Annotated in this window: 20 protein-coding genes; 9 read left to right on the plus strand and 11 right to left on the minus strand. The window is 68.5% G+C overall.

Going from position 1 to position 17,798, the window contains the following annotated elements; translation table 11 throughout:
• Window positions 1–18: 18 nt before the first annotated feature.
• Entirely contained in the window at window positions 19–1,074 is a 1,056-nt protein-coding gene (hemE, locus tag OH799_RS12700; protein ID WP_406279722.1) for a uroporphyrinogen decarboxylase, read from the minus strand.
• A gap of 145 nt (window positions 1,075–1,219) precedes the next feature.
• Between hemE and OH799_RS12705 the strand changes: the two genes are divergently transcribed.
• Together OH799_RS12705 and OH799_RS12710 are read left to right on the plus strand one after the other, a co-directional pair.
• Complete coding sequence (locus tag OH799_RS12705; protein WP_406279725.1) at window positions 1,220–1,852, plus strand: DUF3000 domain-containing protein; 633 nt, start codon at window positions 1,220–1,222, stop codon at window positions 1,850–1,852.
• Between the two features lie 136 nt (window positions 1,853–1,988).
• Entirely contained in the window at window positions 1,989–3,242 is a 1,254-nt protein-coding gene (locus OH799_RS12710) for an HRDC domain-containing protein (RefSeq protein WP_406279728.1), read from the plus strand.
• Window positions 3,243–3,299: 57 nt separating this feature from the next.
• Here OH799_RS12710 and dxs read toward each other — a convergent pair whose 3' ends face one another.
• Window positions 3,300–5,198 carry a 1-deoxy-D-xylulose-5-phosphate synthase gene (gene dxs / locus OH799_RS12715; RefSeq protein ID WP_406279731.1) on the minus strand — a complete coding sequence of 633 codons (1,899 nt, stop codon included), beginning with the start codon at window positions 5,196–5,198 and terminating at the stop codon, window positions 3,300–3,302.
• A 146-nt stretch (window positions 5,199–5,344) separates the two neighbouring features.
• Here dxs and OH799_RS12720 point away from each other — a divergent pair, with 146 nt between their 5' ends.
• Both OH799_RS12720 and OH799_RS12725 read left to right on the plus strand, forming a co-directional pair.
• Entirely contained in the window at window positions 5,345–5,626 is a 282-nt protein-coding gene (locus OH799_RS12720; RefSeq protein ID WP_406279734.1) for a hypothetical protein, read from the plus strand.
• Between the two features lie 76 nt (window positions 5,627–5,702).
• Window positions 5,703–6,380 carry an SIMPL domain-containing protein gene (locus OH799_RS12725; RefSeq protein ID WP_406279737.1) on the plus strand — a complete coding sequence of 226 codons (678 nt, stop codon included), beginning with the start codon at window positions 5,703–5,705 and terminating at the stop codon, window positions 6,378–6,380.
• Here OH799_RS12725 and OH799_RS12730 read toward each other — a convergent pair.
• Complete coding sequence (locus tag OH799_RS12730) at window positions 6,361–6,519, minus strand: hypothetical protein (protein ID WP_406279740.1); 159 nt, start codon at window positions 6,517–6,519, stop codon at window positions 6,361–6,363. The two genes, OH799_RS12725 and OH799_RS12730, sit on opposite strands and share 20 nt — an antisense overlap.
• A 123-nt stretch (window positions 6,520–6,642) precedes the next feature.
• Here OH799_RS12730 and OH799_RS12735 point away from each other — a divergent pair, with 123 nt between their 5' ends.
• Window positions 6,643–7,446 carry an enoyl-CoA hydratase gene (locus OH799_RS12735; RefSeq protein WP_406279743.1) on the plus strand — a complete coding sequence of 268 codons (804 nt, stop codon included), beginning with the start codon at window positions 6,643–6,645 and terminating at the stop codon, window positions 7,444–7,446.
• A gap of 4 nt (window positions 7,447–7,450) precedes the next feature.
• Here OH799_RS12735 and OH799_RS12740 read toward each other — a convergent pair whose 3' ends face one another.
• Both OH799_RS12740 and OH799_RS12745 read right to left on the minus strand, forming a co-directional pair.
• Window positions 7,451–8,911 (minus strand): class I SAM-dependent RNA methyltransferase, encoded by a 1,461-nt coding sequence (locus tag OH799_RS12740; RefSeq protein ID WP_406279746.1) that lies wholly within the window; start codon window positions 8,909–8,911, stop codon window positions 7,451–7,453.
• A 19-nt stretch (window positions 8,912–8,930) separates the two neighbouring features.
• Window positions 8,931–10,919 (minus strand): APC family permease, encoded by a 1,989-nt coding sequence (locus OH799_RS12745; protein ID WP_406279749.1) that lies wholly within the window; start codon window positions 10,917–10,919, stop codon window positions 8,931–8,933.
• A gap of 161 nt (window positions 10,920–11,080) precedes the next feature.
• Here OH799_RS12745 and OH799_RS12750 point away from each other — a divergent pair, with 161 nt between their 5' ends.
• The gene (locus OH799_RS12750) at window positions 11,081–11,746 is read left to right on the plus strand and encodes a potassium channel family protein (protein ID WP_406279752.1); all 666 of its coding nucleotides are present in this window, start codon (window positions 11,081–11,083) and stop codon (window positions 11,744–11,746) included.
• Between the two features lie 2 nt (window positions 11,747–11,748).
• Window positions 11,749–12,420: a potassium channel family protein gene (locus OH799_RS12755; protein WP_406279755.1), complete on the plus strand. Its 672-nt coding sequence runs from the start codon at window positions 11,749–11,751 to the stop codon at window positions 12,418–12,420.
• Window positions 12,421–12,456: 36 nt separating this feature from the next.
• Here the strand turns inward: OH799_RS12755 and OH799_RS12760 are convergent, their stop codons facing one another.
• The 3 genes from OH799_RS12760 to OH799_RS12770 all read right to left on the minus strand — a co-directional run bounded on the left by OH799_RS12760 (window position 12,457) and on the right by OH799_RS12770 (window position 14,322).
• Window positions 12,457–13,083, minus strand: coding sequence for a sigma-70 family RNA polymerase sigma factor (locus tag OH799_RS12760; protein WP_406279758.1), 627 nt, complete (start codon window positions 13,081–13,083; stop codon window positions 12,457–12,459).
• A 165-nt stretch (window positions 13,084–13,248) separates the two neighbouring features.
• Entirely contained in the window at window positions 13,249–13,893 is a 645-nt protein-coding gene (locus OH799_RS12765) for a DUF3159 domain-containing protein (protein WP_406282025.1), read from the minus strand.
• A 54-nt stretch (window positions 13,894–13,947) separates the two neighbouring features.
• Window positions 13,948–14,322 carry an OB-fold nucleic acid binding domain-containing protein gene (locus OH799_RS12770; RefSeq protein WP_357260972.1) on the minus strand — a complete coding sequence of 125 codons (375 nt, stop codon included), beginning with the start codon at window positions 14,320–14,322 and terminating at the stop codon, window positions 13,948–13,950.
• Window positions 14,323–14,450: 128 nt separating this feature from the next.
• Here OH799_RS12770 and OH799_RS12775 point away from each other — a divergent pair, with 128 nt between their 5' ends.
• The gene (locus OH799_RS12775) at window positions 14,451–15,146 is read left to right on the plus strand and encodes an alpha/beta fold hydrolase (RefSeq protein ID WP_406279762.1); all 696 of its coding nucleotides are present in this window, start codon (window positions 14,451–14,453) and stop codon (window positions 15,144–15,146) included.
• 12 nt (window positions 15,147–15,158) lie between these two features.
• Here the strand turns inward: OH799_RS12775 and OH799_RS12780 are convergent, their stop codons facing one another.
• Both OH799_RS12780 and dut read right to left on the minus strand, forming a co-directional pair.
• Window positions 15,159–16,046: a DUF3710 domain-containing protein gene (locus tag OH799_RS12780; RefSeq protein ID WP_406279765.1), complete on the minus strand. Its 888-nt coding sequence runs from the start codon at window positions 16,044–16,046 to the stop codon at window positions 15,159–15,161.
• 5 nt (window positions 16,047–16,051) lie between these two features.
• Entirely contained in the window at window positions 16,052–16,522 is a 471-nt protein-coding gene (gene dut, locus OH799_RS12785; RefSeq protein ID WP_406282028.1) for a dUTP diphosphatase, read from the minus strand.
• A gap of 103 nt (window positions 16,523–16,625) precedes the next feature.
• Between dut and OH799_RS12790 the strand changes: the two genes are divergently transcribed.
• Window positions 16,626–17,111 (plus strand): DUF3093 domain-containing protein, encoded by a 486-nt coding sequence (locus OH799_RS12790; RefSeq protein ID WP_406282030.1) that lies wholly within the window; start codon window positions 16,626–16,628, stop codon window positions 17,109–17,111.
• Window positions 17,112–17,132: 21 nt separating this feature from the next.
• On the opposite strand, the gene OH799_RS12795 is transcribed toward OH799_RS12790, so the two are convergent.
• Window positions 17,133–17,435 carry a DUF4193 domain-containing protein gene (locus tag OH799_RS12795; protein ID WP_014351871.1) on the minus strand — a complete coding sequence of 101 codons (303 nt, stop codon included), beginning with the start codon at window positions 17,433–17,435 and terminating at the stop codon, window positions 17,133–17,135.
• Window positions 17,436–17,798: the final 363 nt, after the last annotated feature.

Below are 17,798 nucleotides of genomic sequence, written 5' to 3' on the forward strand. Positions count from 1 at the left end.
CACGGCAGGGCACGAGCCTCACAGTTCGTGGACGAGCTCCACCAGCGCGGTCAGCACGCCAGGGTCGGTGTCCGGGAGTACACCGTGGCCCAGGTTGAAAATGTGCCCGGCGGCACCGAGCGTGATCGCCTCGTCCGCCTCGCGGGCGATGCGGCGCGTCTCCGCCTCGATCACCGCCGACCCGGCGAACAGCACGGCCGGATCGAGGTTGCCCTGCAAGGCTTTTCCTGATCCGACGCGGCGGACGGCAGCGGTCAGCGGCACCCGCCAGTCGACACCGACCACGTCTGCCCCCGCTTCTCCCATCGCGCCCAGCAGCTCCCCGGTGCCGACGCCGAAGTGGATGCGCGGCACGCCCGCGTCAGCGATCTCGGCGAACACCCGCTCGGAGTGCGGGAGCACGAAGCTGCGGTAGTCGGCGAGCGAGAGCACACCCGCCCAGGAGTCGAACAGCTGCACCGCGTCGACACCCGCGGACAGCTGGGCCTGGAGGAACGCGATGGTGATGTCGGTGAGCACCCCGAGCAGCGTGTGCCAGGTCTGCGGGTCGGCGTGCATCAGCGCCTTCGTGCGCTCGTGGTTTTTGCTCGGCCCGCCCTCGACCAGGTAGGAGGCCAGCGTGAACGGTGCGCCGGCGAACCCGATCAGCGGCGTCTCGTCCAGCGCGTCGACCAGAAGTCGCACGCCGTCGGTCACCGCACCGACCTCCTCGGGCCGCAGCCGCGGCAGCGCGTGCACATCACCGACGGTCCGCACCGGCGACGCGATCACCGGCCCGACGCCGGGCACGATGTCCAGGTCGATGCCGGCCGCCTTCAGCGGAACGACGATGTCGGAGAACAGGATGGCCGCGTCGACATTGTGCCTGCGGATCGGCTGCAAAGTGATCTCGCACACCAGCTCAGGATCGAAGCACGATTCGAGCATCCCGATGCCTGCGCGCAGTTCGCGGTACTCGGGTAGGGAGCGTCCAGCTTGGCGCATGAACCACACCGGACGCCTACTCGGCGGCGCACCGGTGGCGGCGGCCAGAAACGGGGCATCGGTCAACCGGCGGCGGGTATGAGTGCTCATCACGGCTATCGTAAGCAGGCCAGGCGGGAGCGGCGGACCCGGAGGCGGCAGTGTGCGTAACCACGAAGGGCCCCGCGGACGCCGTAACGAGTACAGCGGCGCGCCTCCGACTGCGCCGGGTGCACAAGGTCTACCGTCACTTTCCGTGACACCGCTCGACTTCCGCGACGGCGCCGCACCGACCGAGGGACCCCATGGCGAGCCAGCTCAGTTTCGCGCCGCGGTCGATGCGATGGGCACCGCTACCGTGCACCCCCGGATCGAGCTCGCGCCCATCCGGCCGCCGCAACGACTCGCGCCGTATTCCTACGCCGTCGGCGCCGAGGTCAAACACCCGGAAACCGGTGTGGTGCCGATTGATTCCGAGGGCGACGCGTTCGGCAGGTTGATCCTGCTGCACGACCCGGACGGTGACGAAACGTGGCACGGCACCCTACGGCTGGTCGCCTACATCCAGGCCGACATCGATGCCGCGCTGGCCACCGACCCGCTGTTGCCCGAGGTCGCGTGGAGCTGGCTGGTGGACGCGCTGGAGTCGCGGACCGAGCCGTTCACCGCGCTGGGTGGCACCGTGACCTCGACCAGCTCAGTGCGCTACGGCGATATCGCCGGCCCGCCGCGCGCACACCAGCTGGAGTTACGCGCCTCCTGGACCGCGGTCACCACCGACATGCGGCCGCATGTGGAAGCCTTCTGCGAAGTGCTGGCCTACGCGGCGGGGCTACCGCCCGCCGGGATCACCCAGATGCGGCCGGGCATGCCCGTCGACCAGGGGTGAGTGGGCCGGCACCGAGCTATGACCAGCGCCGAGCCGCCGTCCGACGGTTGACCAGGTGCACTGAGCCCGATCAATCGACACACGGATGCCCGACAGGACGGCAGCGCCTGCGCGACGGCACGTAAAGTGCAACACCATGTCCGTACCAGACGAAACCGAACCCTCGGCCGCGACACCCCTGCTCGCGCCGGCGGAGGGCGTGCCACCGGTACTGGACACCGCCGCCGAGATCACCGCGGCCGCCGCTCGCCTCGCCGCGGGCACCGGCCCGCTTGCCGTGGACGCCGAGCGCGCCTCCGGTTTCCGCTATTCGGCGCGCGCGTATCTGATCCAATTGCGCCGGGCGGGCGTGGGCACCTTCCTCATAGATCCGATTCCGGTCACCGGCGAGCTGGCTCCACTGGCCGAGGCGATCAACGAGCTGGAGTGGGTGTTGCATTCGGCGGACCAGGACCTGCCCGGCCTCGCCGAACTCGGCCTACGCCCGGCGCGGCTGTTCGACACCGAATTGGGGGGTCGGCTGGCCGGTTTGGAACGCGTGGGGCTCGCCGCGATGGTAGAGCGCCTGCTCGGCCGAGCACTGCGCAAGGGGCACGGTGCGGCCGACTGGTCCACCCGGCCGCTGCCGGACGACTGGCTGAACTACGCCGCCCTCGATGTCGAGTTGCTCCTGGAGCTACGCGACGTGGTGGCCGCCGACTTGGCGGCCCAGGGCAAATCGGATTGGGCGGCACAGGAATTCGAACACATCCGCACGATGGAGCCGCCCGCGCCGAAAGCCGAGCGCTGGCGACGCACCTCCGGCATCCACACACTGCGCCGGACCAGGCAGCTCGCGGTGGTGCGTGAGCTGTGGACCACCCGCGACGCGCTGGCTCGCGCCCGCGACGTGGCGCCCGCGCGCATCCTTCCGGATGCCGCGATCATCGCCGCGGCGACCGGTGAGCCGAAGTCGATCGCTCAGCTGCGCGCGCTTCCGGTCTTCGGCGGGCCGCGCCAGCGCCGGTACTCCCGAGAATGGCTCGCAGCGGTGGAGCGCGGCCGTACCCTGCCGGACAGCGAGCTGCCGCCGTTGACCCAGCCGTTCGACGGTCCACCACCGGTGAACCGCTGGGAGCGGCGCGACCCGTCCGCCGCCGCCCGCCTGACCAGGGCGCGGACCGCGATGGGTGAGCTGTCGACCGAGCACGCGATTCCGGTGGAGAACCTGCTCGCACCGGATCTGGTCCGTCGCCTGTGCTGGGACGGGCTGCCGGACTACAACCGGGCCGACCTTCCCGCCGAACTCTCAGCGGCTGTCGACGGGTTCCTGAAGGCCGGTGGTGCCAGGCCCTGGCAGCGCGAGCTGACAGTACCGGTGCTGACGGTCGCATTGCTGCCCCTCAGCTGACTCAGGACGCGGCGACGTCGGCCGAGGGACACGCACGGATTCGGTGGCCAGGCGGTGTCAGCGGGCGGCCAGCCACCCGCCGATCCGGCGGGCGATGTCGGGGGCGCTCAACCCGAGCTCGGCGAGCACTTCGCCACGCGACGCGTGGTCCAGGAACTGTTGCGGCACACCGAGATCGCGGGTCGGGATATCCAGCCCGGAGTTGCGCAGGCGGGCCGACACCGTCGAGCCGATGCCACCGTGCAGGCCGCCATCCTCCAGCGTCACCACGAGCCGGTAGTTCTCGGCGAGCTTCACCAGGGTGTCGGACACCGGTAGCACCCAGCGCGGGTCGATGACGGTGACCGAAATCGCTTCGGCCTCAAGCAGCTTCGTCGCCTCCAGCGCTACCGACGCGAACGAGCCCACCGCGACGAGCAATACATCGCCGTGCACCGCTTGAATGGAGCCGCCCTCCGGCTCGGCCATCCGGAGCACATCCACCCCGTCCAGCCGTTCGAGTGCCGAGATGTCCTCGGCGACACTGCCCTTCGGGAACCGCAGCACGGTCGGCCCGTCGTGCACGGCCAGCGCCTCGGCGAGCTCCTCGCGCAGCGTCGCTGCGTCCCGAGGCGCGGCCACCCGGATTCCTGGGATGATGCCGAGCACCGATAGATCCCACATGCCGTTGTGGCTTGCTCCGTCGGAGCCGGTGATGCCGGCGCGGTCCAGCACCACGGTCACAGGCTGCTTCAGCAGCGCCACATCCATCAGCAGCTGGTCGAAGGCGCGGTTGAGGAACGTCGAGTAGATCGCGACCACCGGATGCATTCCGCCCAGTGCGAGACCTGCCGCCGAGGCCATGGCGTGCTGTTCGGCGATGCCCACGTCGAACATCCGCTCCGGGAACCGCTCACCGAACGCCGTGAGCCCGGTCGGCCCCGGCATCGCGGCGGTGATGGCGACGATGTCGTCGCGGCGCTCGGCGTGCGCGATCAGCTCGTCGGAGAACACCGATGTCCAGCCGAGCGCCTTCGCGCCACCGACCGGAACGCCGGTCAGCGGATCGATCGGGTCACACGCGTGCATCTGGTCGGCCACGTGGTTCTCCGCGGGGGCGTAGCCGCGGCCCTTCTGCGTCACCGCGTGCACCACGACCGGTCCGCCGAAGTCCTTGGCCCGGCGCAGCGCCGCCTCCATGGCGGCGATGTCGTGGCCGTCCACCGGTCCGACGTACTTGAGCCCCAGGTCGCTGAACAGCTCCTGCGGGCTGACCGCGTCCTTGATCCCAGCTTTCACCGCGTGCATCATCGAGTACGCGGACTCCCCGACACGGGGGATGCTCTTCAAGATGCGCTTTCCCGCGTCCAGCGCGTGCTCGTAGACGGGCTGCGTGCGCAATGCGGTCAGCCGGTCGGCCAAACCGCCGATGGTAGGCGCGTAGGAGCGGCCGTTGTCGTTGACCACGATGACTACCGGCCGGTCCGGGGCGGCGGCGATATTGTTCAGTGCCTCCCAGCACATGCCGCCGGTGAGCGCACCGTCACCGACGACCGCGACCACATGCCGGTCCTGCTCGTTCAACACAAACGCCTTCGCCAGGCCGTCTGCGTAGGACAGTGCCGCCGACGCGTGCGAGGACTCGACCCAATCGTGGGCGCTCTCCGCCCGGCTCGGGTAGCCGGACAGACCGCCCCGCTTACGCAGCGAGTCGAATTGGTCCTTGCGACCGGTCAGGATCTTGTGCACGTAGGCCTGATGCCCGGTGTCGAAGATCAACGGGTCGGCCGGCGAGTCGAAGATCCGGTGCAGCGCGATCGTGAGTTCGACCACACCGAGATTGGGGCCGAGGTGTCCACCGGTCGCGGCGACCTTGCGCACCAGAAACTCGCGGATCTCCTCCGCCAGCTCGCGCAACTGCGGCACGGTCAGCCGCCGCAGATCTTCGGGCGTGTCGACCCGGGAAAGCACTCCCACCTGAACTCGCTCCCTCCGGATAGCGCATCTGATCCGCTCAGTCTACGGAGCGGCGGCGGATGCCCCCGCACGAGAACGGTCACCACCAGCCGACATCGCGCCGAAATGTGAGCCTCGACATACGGTACCCGGCCTACAGTGGCAGGGTGGCACAGCCCGAGCAAGTGGTCTCGCGGACAATCGAACCCGGTGTCGGGGCGCGGATCGCCGAGGATGTATACCAGCTGCGCCGCGGCGACGACTCCGGTGCCCTGGCCGACTACATCCCCGAACTGGCTGCGACGCAACCAGATTCTGCCCGGGCGGCGCGCTACGCCCCCGCCGCGCAGGCGCCGCAGTCGAAGCTCGCGCTGCTCGAACGGCTGGCGGCGGAGGCGCCCATGGCGGATGGACGCGGCGGTCCAGGCAATCGCGGTGCGCGGAGGTGATTACCGACGTGCGCGCGGAGGCGATTGTGCGGCGCGGGTCTGTTGAGCAGTTCGGAGCGACCATCGAGGAGAATTCGTGAGCAAGAAGTCCGATTCGCGCGCAGGTACCGTCACGATCTTCGGGCACGGCACCGCCCGCGCCGCCCCGGACTTGATGCGGGTGACGATTTCCATCGAATCGCGGGCGAGCAAAGTCGCGCTCGCCTACAGCCAGGCCGGTGAGCGCGTGGCCGCAGTCGCGCAATCGCTGCGATCCGATGGCGTCGGGGGCGCCGACATCGCCACCAGCGGGCTGTCGGTGCACACCGAAACGGTGTGGACCGAAGGCCAGGGCAATCGCATCACCGGGTACCTCGCCAGCACATCGCTGACCATCGCCCTGCGCGACATCGGGGAGAACGCCGATCCCGGCCCCGCGGCGATCATCGCCAACTGCGTCGACGCGGGCGGTGACGACGTCCGCCTCGGCGGCCTCACCCTCACCTTCGCCGACCAGGAGTCCCTGCTCGCCCAGGCGCGCGACGCCGCATGGGAGAATGCCGTCGCCAAGGCTGAGCAATATGCGAGCCGCGCGCAATGCTCTCTCGGGAAGGTCCTCGAAATTACCGAGAACACCTCCTCCGCGCCCGCCGCCATCCCCCGCATGGCGGCCTTGTCCGCCCCGATGAACGCCTACGGCGCCGCCCCCGTCCCGGTCGAACTGGGCGAAAGCGAGATCTCCGCGGGAATCCGCGTCACCTGGCATCTGGGTTGACATAGCACGGCAGGTCGCCGCAGCGTGCCTTCGCCGACCGGGAGCAGGTGCTCTGCGGCCACCCGGGCACGTCGGTGTAGAAGAAACCACGCTGGTCTCCGCGCCTGCGGGACGACAGGATCAGATGTGGTGAATCCATCGTTCCGACCGTGCGGAACGTTGGTTCGCGAGGCGGATCGGATCGTGCGTTCCGCGCCCGAATTCGCTGCCGCACCGAGCATGTGTGCCTATATTGTGATCGTCGCCCCGATCGGGAGGTCGTATGTCGTTCGTTCTCGTCGACACACCGCGGCCGCACGTCGCCTTGGTGACGCTCAATCGGCCCGAGCGAATGAACGCGATGGCGTTCGATGTGATGATTCCGCTGCGCGAGGCGCTCGAGGAGGTCAGCGCCGACAACGACGTGCGCGTCATCGTGCTCACCGGCGCGGGACATGGGTTCTGCTCAGGGGCCGACCTGCAGAGCGCCGGGAAGGTGCCGAACATCGACGGGCTGACCGTCACCAGTGTCGCGCGCCGCTCGATGGATCTGCTCAATGCCGTGATGATCACGCTGCGGCGGATGCACCAGCCGGTGATCGGTGCGATCAACGGCGCGGCCATCGGCGGCGGCTTCTGCCTGGCCGTCGGCGCCGATATCCGGATCGCCGCCGAGGACGCGTACTTCCGCGCCGCGGGCATCAACAATGGACTCACCTCCGCCGAGCTCGGCATCAGCTACCTGTTGCCCCGCGCTATCGGCACGTCTCGCGCGTTCGAGATCATGTTGTCCGGCCGCGACGTCGACGCGACCGAAGCCGAACGCATCGGCCTGGTCACCCGCACGGTGCCCGCGGCGAAACTCTTGGACACCTGCTACGACCTGGCCGAGCAGATCATCGGCTTCAGCCGGGTCGGCACCGAACTCACCAAACGCATGCTGTGGAGCGGCATGGAGGCGGGCAGTTTCGAATCTCACATGCAGCACGAGGGCATGGCACAGCTCTACGTCCGCCTGACCACCGGTAATTTCGACGAGGCTATCCGCGCCCGCCGCGATCGCCGTCCGCCTGTCTACGAGGATTGACTCCTCATCGCTCCAGCAGCGCAAGGCATTCGACGTGGTGCGTCGCCGGGAACGCGTCGAATGCGCGCAAGTCCGCGAGCCGGTAGCCCGCTGCTCGATACAGGCCGAGATCGCGGGCGAACGCCGCGGGGTCGCACCCGACGTGGATGATTCGAGTCGGCCCGCTCGCGGTGACCGCGCCCACCACTTCCTTGCCCGCACCGGCGCGCGGCGGGTCGAGCACCACGACATCCGGCGCCGCCGCGGCCACGTGCTCGACCACCCAGCGCTCCACGCGCTGCGCACGCAGTTCCAGCCACGAAAGATCACGCAGCGCGGCGGACCCGTCCGCGACGGCGGGCCGGGCTGAATCAACCGCGAGCACCACACCGGTTCGGCCGACCTGCTCGGCGAGCCGCGCGGCGAAAACGCCTGCGCCACTGTAGAGATCCCAGGCACGCCCACCGGGCGCCAGGCTCGACCACTCGGCCACCAGGTCCGAATAGCATTGCGCCGCATTCCGATGCGCCTGCCAGAAGCCCGTCGCGCTGATCTCCCACCGACGGCCTGCCACATACTCCACCGCGCGCCCACTTCCCGCGTACACCCACTCGTCGCGGGCCGCGTGGGTGGCCGCCCGCCGTGCAGCCGCGTTTCGCCGCTCGTCGCGCCGCGTGGAATCCGCTGCGGCCCACTCGCCCCGCCGATCGCCACCAGAGCCACGTCGTCCGGTTCGCTGATCGCGGCCGCCGTGCCTGCCTCCGTACCGGTTGCGCCCCCCGAGCGGGTGGCGAGCTTCCCCACTGCCGGAATCCGACCGGGGCCCACTCCCGCCGGGGCCGCGCCGATCGCCGCCGCGGCCGCCGCGCTCGGCATCCGGAGCGGGAGCCAGCTCGACGATGTGTCGAATGCCGTCGCCGTCCACCGCGATCACCAGGTCCCCGCCGGGCGTCCACAGCCGATCCCCGACGCCGTCCAGCGCACCCGAGATCGGTTGCGGGCAGCGCAAATCCGCGATCACCTCGGTGCTGCGGTATCGATGCACACCGGCACGCCCCTGCACGTCGACCGCCAGCCGAACGCGCGTGCGCCACCCCCCGGTCGTATCGCCGGAACCCGCGATCGGCTCCACCAGCACTTCGCGGTCGATCCCGGCCAGCCGCCGCAGCTGCTCGGCGACCACGGCGGCTTTCAGCGCGCGCTGCGCTGGTGGCGTGGCAAAGGAGAAATCACAGCACCCCGCGCCGCCCGGGCCGGACACGGGACAGGTGGCCGGAATCCGATCCGGTGACGCCTCGAGCACCTCGACGGCGTCGGCCCGGCAGAACGAGCCGCCCCGATCCTCGGTGACCCGCGCACGCACCAGCTCACCGGGCAGGCCGTGCCGGACGAACACCACACGTCCCTCGTGCCGCGCGACGCAGAAGCCGCCATGCCCAGGCGGCCCGAGCCGCACCTCGAAGGTGCTTCCCAGCCAGTCGCTCATCCCGGACGACCCGCGTATGTCATGTCCGATCCTCGTACCCGCGCCGCACCGCGCCCGCGGCATCGACCACGCCCGGCGTCTTCGCCCGGGTGGACGAACTCAGCTGCCAAGGGACGCTGGTCACCATCACGCCGGGCTCGAACAACAGCCGGCCCTTCAACCGCAATGCGCTCTGATTGTGCAGCACCTGCTCCCACCAGTGGCCGACCACGTACTCGGGGATGAACACGGTAACGACGTCGCGCGGGGAATCCTTGCGCACACGCTTGACATAATCGAGGACGGGTTTGGTGATCTCGCGGTACGGCGACTCGACGACCTTGAGCGGCACCGTGATATCGCTCTGCTCCCACTCACGCACGAGCGCCCTGGTGTCGGCCTCGTCGACATTCACCGTCACCGCCTCGAGCGTGTCAGGACGGGTGGCGCGAGCGTAGGCCAGCGCGCGGCGGGTGGGCAGGTGCAGCCGCGACACCAGCACGATGGAGTGGGAGCGACTGGGTAGCACGCCGTCCCAGTCGTGCTCATCCAGCTCGCGCGCGACCGAATCATAATGTCCGCGAATCGATTTCATCACGATGAAAATCGCGACCATGGTGCAGATGGCGATGTAGGCACCTGCGAAGAATTTGGTGATCAGCACGATGACCAGCACCGCGCCGGTCGCGCTGAGACCCACTGCGTTGATCACCCTGGACCGCGTCATCCGCGACCGCTGTCCCGGATCGGTCTCGGTGCGCAGCAGCCGCGTCCAGTGCCGCAGCATGCCGGTCTGGCTGAGCACGAAGGAGACGAACACGCCGACGATGTACAGCTGGATAAGCTTGGACACCTCGGCGCCGAAGAGCACCACGAACGCGATGGCCGCACCGGCCAGGAAGAGGATACCGTTGCTGAAAGCCAGCCGGTCGCCCCTGGTGTGTAGCTGTCGAGGCAGGTAACGGTCCTGCGCCAGGATCGAGCCGAGCACAGGGAAGCCGTTGAACGCGGTGTTGGCGGCGAGCACGAGGATGAGCGCGGTCACGGTCGTGATGAAGAAGAACCCGATCGGGAACCCGTCGAACACAGTCTCGGCCAGCTGGGCGATCAGCGTCTTCTGATGATAGTCCGCGGGCGCGTCGATCAAATCCGAAGTGTTGTGCGCGTAGACGATTCCGATCTTCTGAGCCAGGATGATGATGCCCATCAACAGGACGATCGCGATGGTCCCCAGCATCAGCAGGGTGGTCGCCGCGTTGCGTGACTTGGGCTTGCGGAACGCGGGCACGCCGTTGCTGATCGCCTCCACGCCGGTCAGCGCGGCACAGCCGGAAGAGAACGACCGCGCGATGAGGAAGGCGAACGCGAGTCCGTACAGGTGCTCGTCCTCGGCGTGCAACCCGAAACCGGCCGATTCGGCCCGCAACTCCTCGCCGAGCACGAAGATCCGGAAAAGCCCCCAGCCGAGCATGACGAACATGCCGATGATGAACGCGTAGGTGGGGACGGCGAAGGCGGAGCCCGATTCGCGGACGCCGCGCAGGTTGATCGCCGTGAGCACCGCGATCGCCACGACCGCGAACAACACCTTGTGTGTGGCGACGAACGGAATGGCCGAGCCGATGTTGGACGCGGCCGAGGAGATCGACACCGCGACGGTGAGCACGTAGTCCACGAGCAGCGCGCTGCCTACGGTCAAGCCCGCATTGGGGCCGAGATTCGTCGTGGCGACCTCGTAATCACCGCCGCCGGACGGGTAGGCGTGCACATTCTGCCGGTAGCTGGCCACGACCACGGCCATGACGAAAGCGACCGCGAGGCCGACCCAGGGGGCATACAGGTAGGCGGAGATGCCCGCGGCCGACAGCACGAGGAAGATCTCCTCGGGTGCGTACGCGACCGAGGACATGGCATCGGAGGCGAACACCGGGAGCGCGATTCGCTTCGGCAGCAGGGTGTGGCCCAGCGAGTCGCTGCGGAAAGGCCTACCCAGCAGCACTCGTTTCGCTGCCGTCGTCAATTTGGACACTGGAGCGAGCATAGGCCCCCGGACGGTGGATCGCGCGGGTGGCTTGCAGGTTTGCCCGTCGGCCGGAAGGGGAACGTGGCCGGTGGAATCATTCGACGGGTACCGTTCCACCGAACAGCAGAGCAGACCGAACACCATGGTTCCAGGAACGAGGTTGCACGGTGTACGTAGTGATCATGGGTTGCGGACGCGTCGGTTCGTCGCTTGCCCACGCCCTGGTCCGTGTGGGGCACGACGTCACCGTGATCGACCGGGACTCCAGTTCCTTTCTGCGCCTGGGCCCCGACTTCCCCGGTGAGCAGGTGACCGGTGTCGGTTTCGATCGAGATGTGCTGATCAGCGCGGGAATCGAGCGGGCGGACGCGTTCGCGGCTGTCTCCTCCGGCGACAACTCCAACATCATCTCCGCCCGGGTGGCCAGGGAGATGTTCGGCGTGCAGCGTGTGGTCGCCCGGATCTACGACGCCAAGCGCGCCGCCGTCTACGAGCGCCTCGGCATCCCGACCATCGCGACGGTGCCGTGGACCACCGACCGGTTCCTGCGGGCGCTCATCGGCGACCCCAGCACCACCACATGGCGCGATCCCACCGGAACAGTTGCTGTGACACAGCTGACGCTGCACGAGGAGTGGTACGGCCGCACCGTGCTCGACCTGGAGCAGACCATCGCGGCCAGAGTGGCATTCATCATCCGATTCGGCCAGGGCCTGCTGCCCGACAGCAAGACCATCGTCCAGGCCGACGACATCGTCTACGTGGCCGCGGCGTCCGGCGCCGTGGGCGAGGCCGTCGCCCTGGCGGCGAAGCCCCCAGCGAGCGAGGACTGAACATGAAAGTAGCCATCGCCGGAGCAGGCGCCGTCGGCCGATCGATCGCCAGGGAACTTCTGCGCGGCGGGCACCGGGTCATGCTGCTGGAACGTCAGCGCGAGCACCTCGATCCCGCCGCGGTCCCGGACGCCGTCTGGGTGCACGCCGACGCCTGCGAACTCGCGCTGCTCGAGGACGCCGGGCTGGAGACCTACGAGGTGGTCATCGCGGCCACCGGTGACGACAAGGCGAACCTGGTGCACAGCCTGCTCGCCAAGACCGAGTTCGGGGTGCGCCGGGTGGTGGCGCGGGTGAACGACCCGCGCAACGAATGGCTCTTCGACGCGTCCTGGGGGGTCGATGTCGCGGTGTCCACGCCACGGCTGCTCGCCTCGCTGGTCGAGGAGGCGGTGTCCGTGGGCGATCTGGTTCGGCTGATGACGCTGCGTCAGGGCCAGGCGAACCTGGTGGAGATAACGCTGCCCGCAGACACCGCGCTGGCGGGCAAGCAGGTGCGCTCGCTCACCCTGCCGCGAGACGCCGCCCTGGTGACGATCCTGCGCGGCGGACGGGTGATCGTGCCGCAGCCCGACGACCCGTTCGAGGGAGACGACGAACTGCTGTTCGTGACCTCGCTGGAGGCCGAGGAAGACCTCCGGTTGGAACTCGCCAATCACGGCATCCGACCATAACCCTCCAATACGGCCGATGTCCTGATCGGTCGGCGCTTACGCGGCCACCTTCAGCTCGGCGCGCAGCTTGTTCAGCGCGCGGTGCTGCATGACCCGGACCACGCCGGGGCTCGTGCCGATGGCCTCCGCGGTCTGTGCCGCCGACCAGCCGAGCACAATCCGCATGACAAGCACCTCGCGGTGTGTCGGCGCCAGCACCTTCATGAGTTCCCTTGTGGCGGTCCTGCGTTCGGAGGCCAGCGCCCATTCCTCGGGGCCGGCGGCGGAGGACGCGAAGTCGGGAACGTCGGCCATCGGGTAGGTCGGATGCTGTTGCTTGCGACGGAACGCGTCGGCGACCTTGTTGGCCGCGATGCCGTAGACGAAAGCCATGAACGACTTGCCCTGGTCGTGGTAGCGCGGGATGGCGTTGACGGTGGCCAGCAGGATTTCTTGTACGACATCATCGACGGTGACCTGCAGGTGGGCGGTGTTGCCGAGGCGCGCACGGCAGTAGTGGCGGACCAGCGGGTGCACCATCCGGACAATCTCGGTGACCGCCTGGCGGTCGCCCTCGGCCGCGGGGCCGATCAGCTTGTCCACCTCGGCCGATACCCGGCGGCTCTCCGACAGAGCGGTGTTGTCGTTCTCGGGCAGTGCCCTGATGTTGTGCTCGGTAGCCACGTCCGAGTCCTCCCTTGCCGATCAGTGCGTGTTCTCGGTACGCATTGATCGTCTGACGAACCCGGGCCGACAACCAGGCACCCCAGGGTGAGTAACCCCCCACCTCGGCGGTGGGAGTCACTCCACCCCTCTGGTTTTCGCCGGGCGACGATGGAGGGTTAACGTTCAGGCCGATTCGGTCGCGGCCACCGACTTGGTAGGCAGATGGCCCGCACGGCGGACGGCCCAGACGGTGACGGCCAGCGCCACCGCGGTCAGCGGCCATCCCATGGCGATGCGCGTGAACGCGAGCCACCCGGTCCGGTCGGTGTCGTAGAGCTGCGACTGCACTAGGTAGCGGGCGCCGAACACCACAATCCAGGTAGCGGTGGCCAGGTCGTAGAAGCGCACCAACCTCCGGTCGGACCGCCAGTCCGAACCGTGGCCGTTCAGCACGCCCCAGATCACGCCGACCAGCGGCCAGCGGACCAGGATAGAGACCAGGAACACCCCGGCGTAGACGAGGCTGGTGTAGATGCCGAACAGGAAGAACCCTTTGGCCTCGCCCATCCGGTACGCGATGAAGGCGCAGATCCCGACGCCGAAGAACCCTGAGATGGCCGGTTGGACGGGATTACGCCGCACCAGGCGCCAGACCAGGATGGCGGCGGCTACGCCGAGGGCCGCCCAGATCGCCACGGTCAGCCCGGCGACACTGTTCACGGGGACGAACACGACAACGGGGAGTGTCGAGTAGATCAGTCCGCTGAATCCGCCTAGTTGTTCGAGGAGGGTCTGATCGGCACGTTCATCGTCACGGCCGTCGGGCATATCCACCCCGGTGCGATCGCCTGAGCCTGCGTTGTCGTTGCTCGATGGCATACGTCAGCTGTTCCCGCGCAATTCGTAGTAGGGGTTGTAGATCACTTTGCGGCCGTCGCGGTCGCCCACGCGGCCGCGGACCAGGATGCGCCGACCCGGCTCGATACCGGGAATGCGCCTGCGCCCGATCCACACCAAGGTGATGGCATCGGTGCCGTCGAAGAACTCCGCCTGCACACTCGCGCCTGCGGACTTGGGACACGCTTCGACACTGCGGAGCCTACCGAGCATCGTGGCCTCGTCACCGCGCCGACACTCCGACGCCCGACAAGCTCCTGATGCCTCCGATGTCTCGGCCAACTCTTCGGCATCCAACTGATCGAGGTCTTCGGTCAGTCTGCGGCCCAGACGTCGAAAATAACCTGAGGCTGCGGACATTGTGCATGCTCTCCTGCATAGAGCAGATGGCATGGGTCGCACACCATCATCGGTTTCCAATTCACGACCGGCTGGGCCGTACACCGCCACTGTAGATGGGCTGGGCCACCCCCGCTACGCTCGGACCGATGTTCGACTCCGCACAGCCCGCTCGCGTCGTTGCGCTGCCCGGTACCGGATCCGACGCCGATTTCGCCAGGCGCGCGTTCGGCCCGGCCAGCGCCGCGCGCGGTCTCGACCTGATCGCGGTGGAGCCCGATCCGCGCGACGTGGTCGCCAGCTGCCGGGCCGGGCTGGACGTGGCGGCCCGCTCGGGGCCGGTGCTGGCAGCGGGGATCTCGCTGGGCGCCGCGATCACGCTGGAGTGGGCGGCCGAGCACCCGGATCGGGTCGTTGGCGTGGTCGCGGCGCTACCCGGGTGGACCGGACCCGACACCGCCGCATGTCCAGCCGCACTGAGCGCGGCGGCCACCGCGGCACAGCTACGAGCCGACGGTCTGGCCGAAGTGATCGAGCGAATGCGAGCCAGCAGCCCGCGCTGGCTGGCCGACGCGCTCACCCAGTCATGGCAGGCACAATGGCCGCATCTGCCCGAGGCGCTGCAGGAGGCCGCCGACTACAAGTGGCCGGACGCCGAGCGGCTGGCCACCTTCGCGCTGCCGGTCGCCGTGATCACCGCCGTCGACGACCCGGTACATCCGGTGGCTGTGGCCGAGGAGTGGGCGGCGCTGGTGCCGCATTCGCGGCTGCACCGGATCACCTTGGACGAACTGGGCGCCGACCCCGCGATCCTGGGACACGTGGGAATCGGCGCCTTCGGCTGAATTCGGGCCCGCTCAGTTCAGGCCGAGCTGCTGCATGGCCGAGCCGTCCGCACCGCGCCGCGGTCCCTCGGGCATGCGTGGGGGAAGGACGCTCGGCGGCCCGGTCTGCGCCGCGGTCGCCTGCGCCGACATCGCCTGCTGCTGAGCCTCGACCTGCTGCTGATGGGCTGCGGCCAATTGCTCGGACAGCTGCTGCGGCAGCACCACCGGCAGCGGCTCACGCACCGGCAGCGGATCTTCGCCGCGCCGGACCACGGTCTCGCTCAGGGTAGCTCGCGCAGCCCTGACCAGCGGACTGCCGTCGTTCGCCGCACCCGAAGGGCCGGCGGCGACCAGTCGCAGCATCCAGCGGTAGCCGTCCACGCCGATGAAACGCAGGTCTGCGCCCTCGGTGATGGCCAGCAACTCGCGGCCCCAAGGCCCGTTCTCCACCGACACCCTGGCGCCGTCCTTGCGCAGCGATTCGGCGAGGTCCGCGGCGACCAGACGCCATTGGCCCTCCGACTTGGGCGCGGCGTAGGCCGCGACCGTGATCCGGCCGTGCTCGGTTGCCAAGTGCACCGCCTGGGGCTGACCATCGGGCGTCATCTCGACCTGCAGCTGTCCGCCCGGTGGGACCGGCAGGAGCACCGATCCGAGGTCGAGCCGCTGCTCGGACACATTCTCCAGCAGCTCGGCGACGTCCTCGTAGTCGTACGGGCCGGGCTGCCCTTGCGGCGTGTCGGCGTCGAAGTCCACTCCCGCGTACGAGCGCTCGTCGGTCGGGGCATCGTCGTAGTCGTAGTCGTCGGCCGGCGCGTATTCGGCGGCGTCGTAGTCGTCGGCTTCGTTGTAGTCGTCGGCTTCGTCGTATCCGTCGTCCGCGTACTGGCTCGACGATTTCTTTCTCTTTCCGAACATTCCCGTCATGCCTCCTTCCCGGCCGTCCGACCCGCCCCACTCGCGGTCAGGCTCGCGTGACCTCCGCTGGAGCCGTGGCCACCCGCACCCCGGGTCGTCTCGTCCAGCGAGTCGACCTCCACGAAATCCACCAGCTCCACCCGCTGGACCAGCAGCTGCGCGATCCGGTCGCCTCGGCGGAGTTCGATCGGCGTGCGCGGGTCGTGATTGATCAGGCACACCTTGATCTCACCCCGATACCCCGCGTCGACCGTGCCGGGGGTGTTGACCACCGACAGTCCGGTCTTGGCCGCGAGGCCCGAGCGCGGATGGATCAGCCCGACCGTGCCGACCGGTAGCGCGACGGCGACACCGGTGCCGACCAGCATTCGCTCCCCCGGCTCCAGGATGACGTCTTGTGTGGTGCACAGGTCCACGCCCGCGTCGCCGTCATGGGCGCGCGTGGGCACGGGGATGCCGGGATCGAGCCGCAGCATGGGTATAGGTGAAAGTGCGCTCACGTTGGACGAGCCTACGCGTAGGCTGGTCGCCCTCGTGACTTAGTGTTGACTCGTGTCGGACCAGCCCAACCCCGTGACCATGGACGAGAAACAGCAGCCCGCACGCCCCTACCGTGAGCGTCTATGGGTGCCGCTGTGGTGGTGGCCGGTGGGGTTTGCCATCACGGGGTTGCTCGCCGCGGAAATCCATATGGGCGCGCCCGGATTGCGCGCCTGGCTGCCCTATGTGCTGTTGTGTCCTGTCCCGGTCTGGGTGCTGCTGTGGTTGAGCCGCCACCGGATCGACGTGCTGCCGGACGCGGCCGGCACACCGGAGCTGCGCGCCGATCGCGCGCACCTGCCGGTGAACTTCGTGGCCCGCGCGGCCACCGTGGCCCCCACCGCGAAAAGCGCGGCGCTGGGTCGCCAGCTCGACCCCGCCGCCTATGTACAACATCGCCCGTGGGTCGGGTCGATGGTTCTGCTCGTTCTCGACGACCCGGACGATCCGACGCCGTACTGGCTGGTCAGTACGCGACGGCCCGAACAGGTCCTTGCCGCGCTCGGTCTACCGAGCGCGGGCTGAAGTGCCCGATCTCGTGGGAGATCAGGCGGCGCAGTCCATGCAGATCATCTGACCGCCCTTGTCGCTGGCCAGCCTGCTCCGATGATGAACCAGGAAGCAGCTGGAACAGGTGAACTCGTCGGCTTGCTTCGGGATCACACGAACCGTCAGCACTTCCTCGGACAGGTCGGCGCCGGGAAGCTCGAACGACTCCGCGGTATCGGATTCGTCGATATCCACGACGGCGGACTGTGCCTCGTTACGACGAGCCTTCAGCTCCTCCAGCGAATCTTCCGACACATCGTCGGATTCGGTGCGCCTCGGTGCGTCATAGTCGGTTGCCATGTCGTCTTCCCCTCGTCCTAACTCCGTATATCCCGGACCGGTCCGCTCACACCCGATTCCTGCCGAAATCGGGGCGACCGGTACCGCCCCGCCGGTGGTGCACGTCACACGTGCACCGGTCACCTATCAGGGCGGATCGCGCAGATCCACTCCACATAGCGATCGGTAAACGCAGGGCATGCCCTTCTTGTTCCCGCGACCGACCACCGATTTCGCCACCGATGATTCGATCTGGGCCGCCAGACAATAGCGGACCCTGGCGAAAAAGTCGCAATCAAAACACAGACGAGTCGAAACTGAGGGGCAATCGACACCGACCGTGGAACTCGCCGAGACCTTGTGCGCCGCCCGCAACACATTTTC

It is taken from the genome of Nocardia sp. NBC_00881, assembly GCF_045207455.1.
In the GTDB taxonomy this organism is placed as follows: domain Bacteria; phylum Actinomycetota; class Actinomycetes; order Mycobacteriales; family Mycobacteriaceae; genus Nocardia.

Excerpts from the sequence above, each read along its gene's own strand:
- hemE (WP_406279722.1), bottom strand. The coding sequence starts at position 1,074 with ATGAGCACTCATACCCGCCGCCGGTTGACCGATGCCCCGTTTCTGGCC.
- OH799_RS12710 (WP_406279728.1), top strand. The coding sequence starts at position 1,989 with ATGTCCGTACCAGACGAAACCGAACCCTCGGCCGCGACACCCCTGCTC.
- OH799_RS12730 (WP_406279740.1), bottom strand. The coding sequence starts at position 6,519 with ATGGATTCACCACATCTGATCCTGTCGTCCCGCAGGCGCGGAGACCAG.
- OH799_RS12735 (WP_406279743.1), top strand. The coding sequence starts at position 6,643 with ATGTCGTTCGTTCTCGTCGACACACCGCGGCCGCACGTCGCCTTGGTG.
- OH799_RS12740 (WP_406279746.1), bottom strand. The coding sequence starts at position 8,911 with ATGAGCGACTGGCTGGGAAGCACCTTCGAGGTGCGGCTCGGGCCGCCT.
- OH799_RS12755 (WP_406279755.1), top strand. The coding sequence starts at position 11,749 with ATGAAAGTAGCCATCGCCGGAGCAGGCGCCGTCGGCCGATCGATCGCC.
- OH799_RS12765 (WP_406282025.1), bottom strand. The coding sequence starts at position 13,893 with ATGCCCGACGGCCGTGACGATGAACGTGCCGATCAGACCCTCCTCGAA.
- OH799_RS12770 (WP_357260972.1), bottom strand. The coding sequence starts at position 14,322 with ATGTCCGCAGCCTCAGGTTATTTTCGACGTCTGGGCCGCAGACTGACC.
- OH799_RS12775 (WP_406279762.1), top strand. The coding sequence starts at position 14,451 with ATGTTCGACTCCGCACAGCCCGCTCGCGTCGTTGCGCTGCCCGGTACC.
- OH799_RS12780 (WP_406279765.1), bottom strand. The coding sequence starts at position 16,046 with ATGTTCGGAAAGAGAAAGAAATCGTCGAGCCAGTACGCGGACGACGGA.
- dut (WP_406282028.1), bottom strand. The coding sequence starts at position 16,522 with ATGCTGCGGCTCGATCCCGGCATCCCCGTGCCCACGCGCGCCCATGAC.
- OH799_RS12790 (WP_406282030.1), top strand. The coding sequence starts at position 16,626 with ATGGACGAGAAACAGCAGCCCGCACGCCCCTACCGTGAGCGTCTATGG.
- OH799_RS12795 (WP_014351871.1), bottom strand. The coding sequence starts at position 17,435 with ATGGCAACCGACTATGACGCACCGAGGCGCACCGAATCCGACGATGTG.